Consider the following 13,521-nt stretch of genomic DNA (forward strand, 5'->3'; position numbering starts at 1 on the left):
CACGGGACGACAAGCGATTCGCCCCCTATGATGGGAACCAACCGGCATACGGCCACGCGGGCGTGGGCCGGAGGAATCAGAAGGGACGTCAGCAATGGCAGCACGCACACCCATACCCCCACGACGGCCGAACCATGCGCATCGCACCCCACCGGACGTCCCCGCCATCCCGCCGGCACCCTCCGTCGCACCGCCGCCGGCCTCCGCAGGCGTGCCGGCCCCCATTCCGGTGCCGACGGCCCCGCCCGTCGCACCCGTTCCGGCACGCGTCGCCACGGTCCCGCCACGTCCCGCCGCCGTGCAGGCGCCCGCACCCGCGCCGACCGTCACTCCGGCGGCCACGCCGCATGCACGGCGCACACCGGCGGCCGACATCCCGCAGATTGCATACCCCGTCGACGACGCGCCCCTCCCCCCGGAGACGGACGCCGACGACGATCCCCGCCTCACCGTCACCATCGGCTACAAGTCACGCACCATCACCCTCAACGTGGGCGCCACCCCCATCGTGGCCGACCTCCTGCCGGACATCGCACGACGGCTCGGCGTACTCGACCCCGCCATCGTCTATGGCGGATACCGGCTCGTCGCCTCCGGCGGAGAGGCGCTCGACCCCTCGCGCACCCTCGAGGAGCAGCACGTGGCGGACGGCGCCACGCTCACCCTCGAACCCGATGCGCTCACCGACGGCGACATCGTCTACGACGACGTCGTCGAAGCCGTCGGAGCCAGCGTGCAACGCGTCTACAAACCCTGGACCAACGAACACACCACCATCACCTCGCTCATCATCAGCGCGGGACTCCTCCTCATCGCCGCCGCATGCCTGGCGCTCTTCCCCGCCGGCCTCGTCAACGCAACGCTCGGCTTCGCGTTCTGCGCCGTGCTCATGGCCCTCGCCGCGCTCCTCAACGGCAAGGCCATGACCGCGCAGGCGCTCGTCATGGGGCTCGTCGCCAGCCTGTTCGCCGCCATCGGCGGCTACCAGCTCGCATCCACGCTGCTTCCCGGACAACCCTTCCACGGGCTGCCGCTCCTCGCCGCCGCCACGGGCCTCATCATCGGCGGCGGCGTCATGACGCTCGCCGCATCCGGCGCCCGCCCCTACAGCCTCATCCCCATCTGCGCGGGACTCCTCGCCGTCATTCCCAGCGGACTCGCGTTCATGTTCCCCGTGAACGCCGCGCAGATCTGGATCTTCACCACCACGCTCATCGCCCTCGCCGCCAACGCGCTGCCCTGGATGTGCCTCTCCATGGCGCGCATCAGCGTGGACAGCCCGCACAGCGAATCCGAGATCTTCAAACTGCCCGAGGACATCGACTACGAGGACATCCGCCGCCGCTACATCCTCGGCTCCACCATGCTGTTCATCGGACGCGTGGCCGTGGCCGCGCTCCTCATCACCGCCGCACCCCTGCTCGCCGCGCAACCGAACCCGCTGGGCGCGCTCATCTGCCTCGTCGCGTTCCTCGGCATGCTGCTCGACTCCCGGCAAATCTACACGCTGCGCGAGATGCTCGTCACCGTGGGCGCCGCCGGCATCGGGCTCGTCGCCACCGCGTTCATCGCCATCCGCACGCATCCCACGCTCGCCATGCCGCTCACCCTGGCATTGCTCATCGGCGCGATGGCCACCGTCACCATCACCCACGTCACCACCCGCAGCTCCCTGTTCGGCACGCGCGTGGCGGACGCGGCCGAAGTGCTGTGCATCATCCTGCTGCCGCCGCTCGCCTACCTGACGTTGACGATGTAACAGCCGCAGGCCAATAGGAAGGAACCCGCACCATGGCAGACAAGAAGGACCTTTCCGAAGCGCAGAGCTATTCGCGCCGCAGACTCGTCACCGCATTCACCAGCGGCATCCCCTCCGGCGTGGAGCTCACCCCGAAGAAGAACCAGACGCCCGTCATCGTGGGCGTGGGACTCGCGCTCATCGCCATCCTCGTCAGCGTGTTCTACGGGATCATGAGCCCGTCCCTGCCCGCCGGATGGGAGAACAACAAGCTCATCGTGGCCAAGGACTCCGCCGCACGCTACGTCAGCGTCAACGGCACCCTCCACCCCGTCATCAACGCCATCAGCGCGCGCCTGCTCATCCCCTCCTCCGATTTCGACGTCATCACCGTCAAGGACGACCAGCTCGCCGGCAAACCCATCGGCTCCACCATCGGCATCCTCGGCGCCCCCGACGCACTGCCCGCCAAGGACCAGCTCGCCGCCGGATCCATCACCAGCTGCGCGGACGGCCCCGTCGACAATCTCATCAGCGGAAGCACCATCCCCGTACTCGACGAACGCCAAGCCATCGTGGCCACCGTGGACGGCGACGACTATCTCATCGCCGGCTCCACCCACTACAAGCTGCCCAAACAATCCATCATCCGCGACAGCTTCCTGCGCGCGCTCGGCGTCCCCCAGACCAACACCATCCATGCCAGCGCGCAATGGCTCAACCTGTTCCGGTCCGGCGACCCCATCGACATCATCACCGTTCCCGGCGAAGGCGACACGGTCACCGTGCGCGGCACCACGCTCACCGTCGGCGGCGTCATCACCCAGCAGGGCGACGCCTCCGGCACCCGTTACCTCGTCCTCGAGGACGGTTCCGTCACCGCGCTCGACGACCTCGCCTACAACCTGTACGTCGTCGGCAAGCCGGAGACGCTCGCCAAACCCAGGACCGTCGGCACCGCCGACTTCCAGCAGCTGAAGAACGCATCCTCCGGCGTCATCCCGTCCGACTGGCCCACGTCCGCCCTGCGTCCAGTTGACGACGGCGCGACCATGTGCGCCACGTTCCCGTTGAGCTCCGGTTCCGGCACGCTCGGCTCCCGCGTGCGTCTCGCCGTGGCGCCGCAATCCCTCAAGTCCGACGGCGGCACCGGCACGACCAGGTCCGACACGAAGCAGTCCGACGGCCCCGGTCTGGACGAGACGCCCACTGTCACCACGCGCGTCACCGGCGGCACCGGCGCGCTCGTCCGCGCATCCATCGGCGACAGCGGCAAAGGCACCGTCTTCGCCATCGACTCCACCGGCACCGCCTATCCCATTCCCAACGCCACCGAGGAAATCCTCAACCGTCTCGGCTACACCGGCAAGGACGTGCACGCCATCCCCCGCGCCTGGGTGGATGTCTTCCCCACCGGAGTGCAGCTCACCCCCGCCGCAGCGGGCGACGCCCCCAACCCGCAGGCCGTCATCGACCAGACCGGCGGCACGCGATGACCGGACGTGACTCGGATGGAACCGGCGTGGCCGGACGTGGAACCGGCATGGCCGGACTCGGAACGGCACGCGCGGCGACGCACGCGGTAACAAGGCCACGCTCCGCGCTGGCCGCCGCAATCGGAGGCCTCGCCGCCATCGCACTGGGATGCACGCTCGCCCTCACCGCACCGTTCGCCAACCCGGCGACGGCCTACGCGGACGACGGCACGGCATCGGGCGACACGTCGACCTCCAACGGGGCCGGCGGAACGAACGGGGCAAACGGCTCGAACGGCTCGTCGAACGGCGGCCAATGCCAGGCCGGCGTCGAAAACAGCATCACCCAGACGCCATGGACCAACACGCTGTTCGCACTCGACCAACTCCACCATCACGCCACCGGCGCAGGCGTCACCGTCGCCGTCATCGACTCCGGCGTCGACACCGACAACCCGCACCTCGACGGCGCCGTCACCCCCGGCATGAGCCTCATACCGGACGACCCCTCCAACGGCATGGCCGACACCTACAACCACGGCACCGCCGTCGCCGGCATCATCGCCGCACGCCCCGTGGACGGCTCGCAGGTACAGGGCATCGCGCCCGAAGCCACCATCCTGCCCATCCGCGTCTTCCAGGACATCCGCGAAGAGAACGGACGCCAGACCGGCGCCCCCAGCATGGAGGACGTGGCCAGCGCCGTCACCTACGCCGTGGATCACGGCGCGCGCATCATCAACATCTCGCTGAGCGACATACGCGACATCCCCGAAATGCGCCAAGCCGTCTCCTACGCCGAATCGCACGGCAGCCTCATCGTGGCCAGCGCAGGCAACCGGCTCACCTCCTCCACCACTAAAGACGGGGAACGCTACCCCGCCGCCTATCCCGAAGTCGTCGGCGTCACCGCGCTCGACACCACGCTCAACCCCACCAACGACTCCGTACACGGCGATCAGGTGGACGTGGCAGCCCCCGGCGCCGACGTGGCCACCACCGTCCCCGGAGGACTGGACTGCGTCTTCGCCACCGACGCCGCATCATCCAGCTTCGCCACCGCCTACGTGAGCGGCGAGGCGGCGCTCATCGCCTCCGCGCATCCGGACGAGACACCCGAACAATGGCGGCAACGCATCCTCACCACCGCCAACCGCACCAACCCCGACCAGCGCGACGACCAGACCGGATGGGGCGTCATGGACCCGCTCAACGCCATCGACGTGACCCTCTCCCCGCATCTGCGCGGGCCCGCGGGCGGCGGGCGACACGCCTCCACCACACAGGACCCCATCGTGCTGCATCCGGTGAAGGACGCGAACGCGCAGGTGAAACGCATCGTGGCCATCACCGCCATCGGACTGGCCGCGCTCTGGGGCGTGGCATTCCTGCGCGGCTTGGGGCGGCGTGACGGACAGCGTGACGGACAGGCGGACGGACAGGGCGGCGTTCGTCGCGGCACGCGGATGGGCGGACGACGCAACGCACGTCACGACGAACGGACAAGCGGGGACAGCGGACTTCGGCGGAACGGCGGGGTCCTGAGCAACGGCGATACAGGGGCCGCCGCACTCGACCGCGACACCACGGAATGACGGACGCCCTGTGGCATAGGACATCCGATGGTGTCCTACGCCACAGGGCGTCATGCGTACGGGGCGTTTCCTATGGGACGTCGTCCACGAATCATCATCCGCAGGACACCACATACAGGTGACACCCGCGGAATCCCGTTCGCGGGACATCGCCCGCAAACCGTGTCACGCAAGGTTCCACGGTTCTCACGTCACAGGTCGAAGCCGAGCTCCTCCGCGGCGGCGGTCGGCACCGGATCCTCGCACCAAAAATCCTCCAGATTCTCGGAGGTGGTGAGCGAGCGGATCTCCGCCTTGTCGATGTACAGCTCGCCGCTCAGATGATCCGTCTCATGCTGGAAGATGCGGGCCGGCCAACCATGCAGACGCTCCTTGTGATGATTGCCCGCCTCGTCGTCCCACTCGGCCTCGATGTCCAGCCAACGCCGGCGCACCGCCTGATAGCCGTCGAAGCTCAGGCACCCCTCGAAGAAGCTCGCGGTCTTCTCCCCCACGGGCGTGTACTTCGGGTTGATGATCGCATGGAACGGGAACTCCGCGATCTCACGCGGATCGTCCTCGTCGTCGCGCACGTGGTCCTCCACCACGGCGAGCGCCAGGCCGAGCCCGATCTGCGGGCCGGCGAGGCCCACGCCGGGCGCCTCGAGCATGGTCACGCGCATCGTGTCGATGAGCTTGCGCAGCGTGCCCTTCGACAGCTGGCCGGTGTACGCGGCGCACTTGGCGCGCAGCACGGGCTCGCCCGCCTGCACGATGGGCAGGATGCGCTCCTTGCCGCCGGTCTTGATGAGCTGCTCGACATCGCGGTTCAACGCGATGTCGACCTTCGAGTTCTTGCCGAACATATCGGTTGTTTCCTTTGCTTCTGCTTCATCCCGCCGGCGGGGATATGCGGCGGGGTGCGTGGATGGGTGGGGCTGCGGGCTGCGGATGCCGAGGCCGGAGCGCTGGCGGGCCGGCCGGGCGTCGGCGAAGCGGAACGTTGACGAACGGACGTCGGCGGGCCCGGGTCGGACGGTTGCATCAAACGTACTGATCGGACGTCTGATGAGCACCCGCCCGACGGGCGAACGGACTGCCGCCGAACGTGAGGACGGCCGCCGAACGGAGACAATCATCGAACGTACGGGCGGTCGTCGATCGAACGGGCGGTTGTCAAACGTACGGACGACTGCCGTCGAACGTACAGACAGTCGTCGAACGAACAGACAGTCGTCGAACGTACAGACAGTCGTCGAACGAACGGACGATGGCCGCCTCGTCGCAACGGACCTCGGTCCCTCTACAGGGCGAGCTCCTCGGCGACGACCTTCGCCAGACGGTCGCACACCTCGTCGGCCTGCTCCTGCGTGGCGGCCTCGGCCATGACGCGCACGAGCGGCTCGGTGCCGGACGGACGCAGCAGCACACGGCCGGTCTCACCCAGCAGCTTCGACTCCTTCTCCACAGCGGCCTGCACCTTGGCGTTCGTCGTGGCGGCCATCTTGTCCACGTTCGGCACGTTGACGAGCGTCTGCGGCAGCTGCGGGAAGTCCGCGGCCAGCTCCTTGAGGCTCTTGCCGGAACGCACCACCTCGTTGCACAGGGTGAGGGCCGTGAGCGTGCCGTCGCCCGTGGTGGCGAACTCGCGGTTGATGACGTGGCCGGACTGCTCGCCGCCCAGCGTGTAGCCGCCGCGCAGCATCTCCTCCAGCACATAACGGTCGCCCACCGCGGTCTGCACGGTCTTGATGCCCATGTCCTTCAAGGCGAGCTTCAAGCCGAGGTTGCTCATCACGGTGACGACGAGCGTGTTGTCGGCGAGCTTGCCCGCCTCCTTCTTCGCACGCGCGAGAATGCCCATGATCTGATCGCCGTTGACCATGTTGCCGTCCTCATCCACCGCGAGGCAACGATCGGCATCGCCGTCGAACGCGACGCCCATCACCGCGTCCGTCGCCTTGACCATGGCCTGCAGCTGCTCCGGATGCGTGGAACCCGCATGCTTGTTGATGTTGTAGCCGTCCGGGGAGGCGTTGATGACGATCACGTCCGCGCCGGCGCGGCGCAGCGCCTCCGGAGCCACCACGGACGTGGCGCCGTTCGCGCAATCCGCCACGATCTTGAGGCCGCGCAACGGCTTCGGCTGCGTCTTGTCCGGGTTGAGCGGGGCGATCGAGGAGACCAGATGGTCGATGTACAGGTTCGTGGCGGTCACCGTGTCATGGCTCACACGGCCCACGCCGGCGCCGGTGGGACGATCCCAATCCTGGCCGAGCACCGCCTCGATCTCATCCTCCTTCGCGTCCGGCAGCTTGAAACCGCCGCGCGCGAAGAACTTGATGCCGTTGTCCGGCATGGGATTGTGGGAGGCGGAGATCACGGCGCCCATCTCCACATTGAGCACGGAGGTGAGGAACGCGACGCCCGGCGTGGGGATGATGCCCGCGTCGATCACGTCGAAACCACCGGCGGCCATGCCCGCGGACAGCGCGGAGGCGAGGAAATCGCCGGACACGCGCGTATCGCGGCCGACGAGCGCACGACGACGACCCTCCGGCTGGGTCTCGTCCTTCTGACCGGCCTTGCCCAGCACGCGCACGGCGGCATCGCCCAGATCGAGCGCCAGACGCGCGGTCAGATCACGGTTCGCCAGGCCACGAACACCATCGGTTCCAAACATCTTCGGCATTGTTCTGCATCCTTCATTCGAGTATTCGAACATCCTCGGGACCGCACACGACGAACGCCATGCGACGCAAGCCGGCCCGTCCCGTTACCCTGCCCCATGGTAATCGGCGTGAGCCGGGAAATCACCCGATTCGTCCGATTGCCGCCCAAATCGGCCACAATCGCGAGAATGAGGGCCTGCGGGAGGGCGGGAGAGCTGGCAGAGTCTGGCGGGACTCGGGCATGATCGCATGGACACATAATCGAATGGACCCGGAACAGAAAAACGCCATCCCACAGCATTCCGGACCACGGCACCCCGGTCCGGAACAGAAAACACGAGCCTAACAGCACTCCGGGTCCACGAAATCTGCCACCGGAACAGCAATCGCAAGCCCTACGGCATTCCGGACCACAGCGCTCCGGTCCGGAACAGAAAACACGAGCCTAACAGCACTCCGGGTCCACAGAACACCACGCAACCTGGACCCGGAACCGGAACCACACGCCTCACATCGTTCCGGCTCACACTCCTCTGGTCCGGAACCAAAATCACAAGTCCCACAGCACTCCGGGTCCACAAAACGCCACAGAACCCGACCCCGGAGCGTGAGAACACCATCCCACAGCACTCACTCTGAACCACACACCCCTAGGCTGGAACACACCAGCAAGTTCGCCTCACGCTCCGGACTCGCCTCCCCCGTAACCAGCGCGTGACATGCCGGTGTCCCATCGGACACCGGCATGTCACGTGTCAACATCACCACCGGCCATCCAGTCCAGACAGCCCTCGGCACCTCGTCTGCATCATCCCCACAACAACTCCTCCATCACACCATCCACGGCCTTCTCCCCCACAACACTCCTTCACAAATCACGGTGTCCCATCGGACACCAACCTGTCACGAGCATGAGAAAACAACGTGGACCCGAGATCGGAATCGTGCACTCTGCAGTGTTCCAGTTCATAAAGCCGCGGCCCATACGAACAACATAGATTCCGCAGCAGTCCCCCTATTCCAGACTCCGCGCCACCACATGAAAGGGGAACGACGCTCCACGCAACGTCAACTGTCGCGCCACACCGAACGCGAATTCCGCACTGGCCGCGGCGTCGGCAAGCGTGGCGGCGGTCGCCGTGAACACCACCCAGTCGCGGCCGTTCAAACGGCCACGCTTGCTGCGGTCGCGGCGCCACTGGTCCCGGTCCACACGATGATGGTCGCCATCGTATTCCACCGCCACGTGATAATCCGGCCATGCCATATCCAACGTCATCGCTACGCCCGAATCGAACGAGACGCCGGGCACGGCGTAATTCACCACGCATTCGGGCAACCCGTGCGACGACAGCATGAGCCGCGTCTTCGTCTCCTGGGGGGAATCCACATTCGGACGAATCAACGCCATGGCCCGTGCGCATTTGCATTTGCCGGTGAATCTCGGAATCCGCTCAAGGAACAGCCGCATATCCGCATGAATCTGCTCAGACGTACGTCCATTGGCCAACTCGCGTTGACGCGCGATCGAAGTGATGACCGACTCACCGAGCATGACGAGTGAAGGCAGAGACAGGTACGGCGACATCTGCGCCCATGTATGGAACAAGTCAAGCGCATACGCCCGTTGTCCCACGCATGTCCCGATGCACACGTTGTGGGCATGGCGCAACGGACTCCACGTATGGTGCCGAACACCCCGCGCCCGTATGCGCTTCCGTTTGCTGCCCGATACGGAGTGCAGCAGATCAGTGCCGAACGGGCAATCATCGGGGAGCGGCACCGATTGCAGCACCAGCGATGTGGTCATGCCGAACAGCATCGGCCTTCGCAACGATTCGACCTGTTCCATGCATCGTCGGACCGTGTCCGCACGACGCTGGGCGAGACTCTCCCCCATTGGCACCGGCACATCGGATGGTATGCCCGGAGGTCCGCCCGGAGGTGTATCCGGAGGAACCGCCATCATGGTCTCAGGCACGGATACGGACATGGGCGAGGAGACATAGGGCGTGGAGGCGCCGGTACCCGCGGCATCAGCACGGACCGCACCGGCACGGGCGGCATTGGCATGGCCTACATTGGCACGGCCTACATTGGCATCACAAGCGTTCATGCCGTTCACGGTAGACAACCGGGGCACATCCGGAAAAGCCCATCCGGGCAATGTGGATAGAGCCCTCGTAAATCTTCACATTTCAAACTGCCTTGAATACATCACGAACTCCAATCCGGACGCCCAAGGCGTCCAACAATTCGTCCGCACCCCCGCGCGTACGCGAAGCAGGTTCAGACACCGACCTGCTCAGTGTCCGCTGGCAACGATGCCGCATCCTTCCCAGACATGCACTTCCCAGACATGCACCGAAGTCCGCGGATCCTAGCCCCGGAGCAGGAAAACGCCATCCCACGGCATTCCGGACCACAGCGTTCCGGTCCGGAACAGAAAACACGAGCCTAACAGCACTCCGGGTCCACGAAATCTGCCACCGGAACAGCAATCGCAAGCCCTACGGCATTCCGGACCACGGCACCCCGGTCCAGAACAGAAAACACGAGCCTAACAGCACTCCGGGTACAGCTCACAGTCCAACACCTGCACCCGGAACAGGAAAACACCATCCCACGGCATTCCGGACCACGGCACCCCGGTCCGGAACGCGTCAGCACCCCTCTCCCCCGCTCCGGGGCCACAGAACCTGCCACCGGAACAGGGAAAACCCATCCCACAGCACTCCGGACCACGGCGCTCCGGACCGGAACGCAATCGCACACCACACAGCACTCCGGGTCCACGGAACACCACGAAACACCACGCAACCCGCCTGCCTTCCTCACCGGAACAGGAACCACACCCCTCACCGGTACGCGGAATACCGCGGATCGCCCGGCAGCGGGAAGCGCGGATCGCATTGGTCGGGCCACACGATCGGCCCCTCATAGGGTTGTGGCAGTTCGCGTCGCAGCTGCTCGTAATACAGTTTGTACGCGCGAAACAGGATGAGTTCGGCCGGCGCGGACACCGCCATGGTGTCCAGCAGCCGCTTGGGCGCGGTATCCGCTTGATCCCATAGCAGGTGGTTGAACCATACGTGCAGGAACCCGTTCCAGACGATGTACCCGGGTTTCGCAGGCACGGAGTTCATCAGCTCGATCATCCGCGACGAGGGATTGCCGCAGTACGGCGGCATGAACGGCGGATCGTCCACATGCCCCAACGAGCAGGTGGAGTGCAGGGTGATGGACGTGTCCAAGGTGAGCGGGAATGGAGCGCGCATCACGTAGAGCGCGGTGGAACGGCCCTGTTCGAAGAATCCTATGCCCTGGTCGGGCAGCGGTCGCACCGGTTTGAACCAGCGGGTGAAGCTGGTGCGATGGAAGCTGTCGATGCTCATCACCATCCAGCCGTCGTCGCGCCAGCAGAACGTCGGCTGGATCCATGTGGCGTCGTGCGACCTCATATGCCGCAGCGTGTCGTCCGTCACCTTGCCGGTGGGCACGTCGCTGCCGGATACGGCCATCCAGAACAGGCTCCATGGCAGGTCGAACGCGAGCGTCGGAAATGCGTACGTCGGCGACGTGACCTCCAGCTGGCTGGTCCAGCCGCGGTATTTCCAATGGTGCGGATTGTGCCGCGGGTTCTCGGCGCGTACCCATTCGAGCCACGATTCCGCCATCGTCCTCCTCTGTCTCCGATTCCGGTTCCCCTTCGGTTCTGTCATCCGGTTTCATGTTCCGGTCCATCACGCTCCGATGGCCGCCCGGGTGTGACGCCCGGGTTCCGCACGCAGACGCGTACGTGCGGAACCCGATGTCGGAGGCCCGACGGCGTGAGTCCGTCTCCATTCCCGCCCGGTCAGGCGGGGCCGTCGGTCGACCGGACGATTGACGGCCGACGGCTAATTGACGGCGCCGTCCACATCCCATGTGCGGTCGAAGATGTCCCCGTCGCCGCCCTGGATGTGGATGCGGATCTTCGCGCCGGACGAGGTCTTGACCTGCTTGTCGAGTTCCTGGCATTTCTCGGCGAAATAGGAGTCCTTCGTGTCGAACATCGACTCCCATGCGCTGGAATCCTCGTAGTCGTCGTTGGAGCCGTCGAACGTGGGCATGATGAAGATGTCGTAGGTGAGCGTATCACCTTGGCCGCTGACGATCGGGTTCAAGCCGTTCTTGGTGAACGCCTGGGCGATCGAATCGATGAAGTCGGTGCCGTCGCCGGACTGGACGAACTCGTCCATGTTCGCATACGTCTTGCCACCGCGCAGCGAACCGGAGCCGGACCCCGAATCGGAACCGGACGAACCGGACGAGCCTGAACCGCCGTCGGAACCGGATCCGGAATCGGACTTGGGCGAAGGCTCGGCGAGCGACGACCCGTCGCCGCCGGTGGAACCGCTCGAGTGGCTGCCGCTCGTCGCGACGGCCCCGCCGATGACGCCGATGACCAGGATGAGGCTCAGCACCATGCTGGCGCCGCTGATGATGATGCCGGCGAGCGCAAGGCCTCGTCCCTTCTCGCCGGTCTGTCCGGTCTGGCGGTAGCCGATGATGGAGCAGATGAGGCCGAGCAGGCTGATGAAGAACGAGCCGATGAAGCCGACGATCGCCATCGTGTTCCATTTCGCCTGCTGCGGCTGCTGATATGGGTTCGCCGGATACGGATTGGCCGGACCGCCCGGATACGCGCCGGGGCCGCCGGGATACGAACCTCCGGGGTATTGGCCGCCTGACGGATACGCGCCGCCCTGATACTGGCTTCCCGGATACTGGCCAGCCGGCGCGCCGTACGCGCCGCCGTATTGCCCGCCCTGGCCGTACACTCCCGGCTGCCCCGCCGGAGGCGCGGGATTCCACTGGCCCTGTGGGTTCATCGTTGGATTGGTCATCGTACCTGTTTCCCTTCTTGGCGGATCCGGTCGTTCATCGTCGTATGATGCCCCACCTTGACGTCCGCACTCCTTCATGCGTTCGACGGCTCACGCCGCCGTTGGATGATTCCGAGGAGATCGCCGTACCATTCAGGAAATCCCTTCATGTCCAGCCTACCCCCTATCGCGCCACCTACGAAACCCGACCCGCATGATTCCGTCCCCCACACCCGTTCACGTCCTATCTCATCAAGGTCGAAATCGCCACTCCCTCCATGAGCACGGTCAGCATCCACATGCTGAACACTCCGCCCGGATACCGCCAATGTCTTACCTTCAGGTTCCTCGTACGCATGCATCGCCAGCACACGAACGTCATCATCGGGAAGAACGGGATGTAGAGCACCAACATCAGCCGTTGCGGCAGATTCGGCGGCGCATCCTGCATCGTGCCGGGTATGAGCCAGACCGCGAACCAGATCAGGTACAGCAGCCAGTCCATGTGAATCCGTGTCAGGCGTTCCGCCAGACGATCCAGACGGTCCACCCGTTCCATGAGACGCGACATCGGCATCCTCCTACACGTACGCACCGTATCGCGGATCGGACGGCAACGGGAACCGCGGGTCGCACTGGTCCGGCCACACGATCGGCCCCGCATACGGGCAAGGCAATTCGCGTCGCAACTGCTCGTAATAGGCGCGGTATGCCTTGAACAGTTCGAGCTCCAGCGTGGCGGGCACGCCGCCGATGGCGTAGCGGAAATCATCGTTCGCATCCGGCAGCTGCTTCCAATACAGGGAGTTCACCCATACGTGCAGATACCCGTTCCATACGATCCAACCCGGCTTCATGCGGAACGAGTTCATCAACCGCACCATCGCCTGCGTCGGATTGCCGTTGTAGGGCGGCATGAACGGAGGGTCGTCGGTATGGCCAAGCGAGCATGTGGAAAACGATGTGAGGCCGGTGTCTTCGATGATGGGGAACGGGGCGCGCAGAATGCTGATGTCCATACGTCTGCTGCTGTTCCCCTTGTCACCGATCTGTCTGGGGAATGGCCGCACCGGAGCGCAATACCAGCAGCTTACGGTGCTTGCCGAATGATTATTGAACGAGTAGCTGGATGCGGACGCCACAATCCAATGGTCGCGCCATGCGTAGGCCGTCGGGCGTGATGCCTTTTCGAAC

General features: G+C 65.5%; 10 protein-coding genes. 3 read left to right on the forward strand and 7 right to left on the reverse strand.

Features of this window, described 5'->3' with window-relative positions; all coding sequences use genetic code 11:
* Window positions 1-94: 94 nt before the first annotated feature.
* The 3 genes from JS531_RS03710 to JS531_RS03720 are packed head-to-tail and all read left to right on the forward strand — an operon-like array spanning window position 95 to window position 4,808.
* On the forward strand, window positions 95-1,759 hold the full coding sequence (locus JS531_RS03710) for an EsaB/YukD family protein (protein ID WP_214312828.1): 1,665 nt from the start codon (window positions 95-97) through the stop codon (window positions 1,757-1,759).
* 32 nt (window positions 1,760-1,791) lie between these two features.
* Entirely contained in the window at window positions 1,792-3,234 is a 1,443-nt protein-coding gene (eccB, locus tag JS531_RS03715) for a type VII secretion protein EccB (protein WP_214312830.1), read from the forward strand.
* 47 nt (window positions 3,235-3,281) lie between these two features.
* Window positions 3,282-4,808: a S8 family serine peptidase gene (locus JS531_RS03720; protein ID WP_240542014.1), complete on the forward strand. Its 1,527-nt coding sequence runs from the start codon at window positions 3,282-3,284 to the stop codon at window positions 4,806-4,808.
* Between the two features lie 191 nt (window positions 4,809-4,999).
* Here the strand turns inward: JS531_RS03720 and JS531_RS03725 are convergent, their stop codons facing one another.
* The 7 genes from JS531_RS03725 to JS531_RS03755 form a co-directional block, all read right to left on the reverse strand.
* On the reverse strand, window positions 5,000-5,653 hold the full coding sequence (locus JS531_RS03725; RefSeq protein WP_214312839.1) for a peptide deformylase: 654 nt from the start codon (window positions 5,651-5,653) through the stop codon (window positions 5,000-5,002).
* A 437-nt stretch (window positions 5,654-6,090) separates the two neighbouring features.
* Window positions 6,091-7,479, reverse strand: coding sequence for a phosphoglucosamine mutase (gene glmM, locus JS531_RS03730; protein WP_214312841.1), 1,389 nt, complete (start codon window positions 7,477-7,479; stop codon window positions 6,091-6,093).
* A 995-nt stretch (window positions 7,480-8,474) separates the two neighbouring features.
* Window positions 8,475-9,311, reverse strand: a complete 837-nt coding sequence (locus tag JS531_RS03735) for a hypothetical protein (RefSeq protein WP_240542015.1) — start codon at window positions 9,309-9,311, stop codon at window positions 8,475-8,477.
* Window positions 9,312-10,317: 1,006 nt separating this feature from the next.
* Window positions 10,318-11,136 carry a hypothetical protein gene (locus tag JS531_RS03740; protein ID WP_214312843.1) on the reverse strand — a complete coding sequence of 273 codons (819 nt, stop codon included), beginning with the start codon at window positions 11,134-11,136 and terminating at the stop codon, window positions 10,318-10,320.
* A gap of 222 nt (window positions 11,137-11,358) precedes the next feature.
* Entirely contained in the window at window positions 11,359-12,348 is a 990-nt protein-coding gene (locus tag JS531_RS03745; protein ID WP_214312845.1) for a DUF4190 domain-containing protein, read from the reverse strand.
* A 223-nt stretch (window positions 12,349-12,571) separates the two neighbouring features.
* Window positions 12,572-12,898, reverse strand: a complete 327-nt coding sequence (locus tag JS531_RS03750) for a hypothetical protein (RefSeq protein WP_214312847.1) — start codon at window positions 12,896-12,898, stop codon at window positions 12,572-12,574.
* Window positions 12,899-12,908: 10 nt separating this feature from the next.
* A complete protein-coding gene (locus tag JS531_RS03755) occupies window positions 12,909-13,346 on the reverse strand; it encodes a hypothetical protein (RefSeq protein WP_214312849.1) in 438 nt (145 codons plus the stop codon).
* Window positions 13,347-13,521 lie beyond the last annotated feature (175 nt).

Origin of the sequence: Bifidobacterium sp. CP2 (genome assembly GCF_018555635.1) — a bacterium.
In the GTDB taxonomy this organism is placed as follows: Bacteria; Actinomycetota; Actinomycetes; order Actinomycetales; family Bifidobacteriaceae; genus Bifidobacterium; species Bifidobacterium saguinibicoloris.

Bases quoted from the DNA above. Each gene is read 5' to 3' on its own strand.
- eccB (WP_214312830.1), top strand. From the start codon at position 1,792: ATGGCAGACAAGAAGGACCTTTCCGAAGCGCAGAGCTATTCGCGCCGC.
- JS531_RS03755 (WP_214312849.1), bottom strand. From the start codon at position 13,346: ATGGACATCAGCATTCTGCGCGCCCCGTTCCCCATCATCGAAGACACC.
- JS531_RS03745 (WP_214312845.1), bottom strand. From the start codon at position 12,348: ATGACCAATCCAACGATGAACCCACAGGGCCAGTGGAATCCCGCGCCT.
- JS531_RS03725 (WP_214312839.1), bottom strand. From the start codon at position 5,653: ATGTTCGGCAAGAACTCGAAGGTCGACATCGCGTTGAACCGCGATGTC.
- glmM (WP_214312841.1), bottom strand. From the start codon at position 7,479: ATGCCGAAGATGTTTGGAACCGATGGTGTTCGTGGCCTGGCGAACCGT.
- JS531_RS03735 (WP_240542015.1), bottom strand. From the start codon at position 9,311: ATGGAACAGGTCGAATCGTTGCGAAGGCCGATGCTGTTCGGCATGACC.
- JS531_RS03720 (WP_240542014.1), top strand. From the start codon at position 3,282: ATGGCCGGACTCGGAACGGCACGCGCGGCGACGCACGCGGTAACAAGG.
- JS531_RS03750 (WP_214312847.1), bottom strand. From the start codon at position 12,898: ATGTCGCGTCTCATGGAACGGGTGGACCGTCTGGATCGTCTGGCGGAA.
- JS531_RS03710 (WP_214312828.1), top strand. From the start codon at position 95: ATGGCAGCACGCACACCCATACCCCCACGACGGCCGAACCATGCGCAT.
- JS531_RS03740 (WP_214312843.1), bottom strand. From the start codon at position 11,136: ATGGCGGAATCGTGGCTCGAATGGGTACGCGCCGAGAACCCGCGGCAC.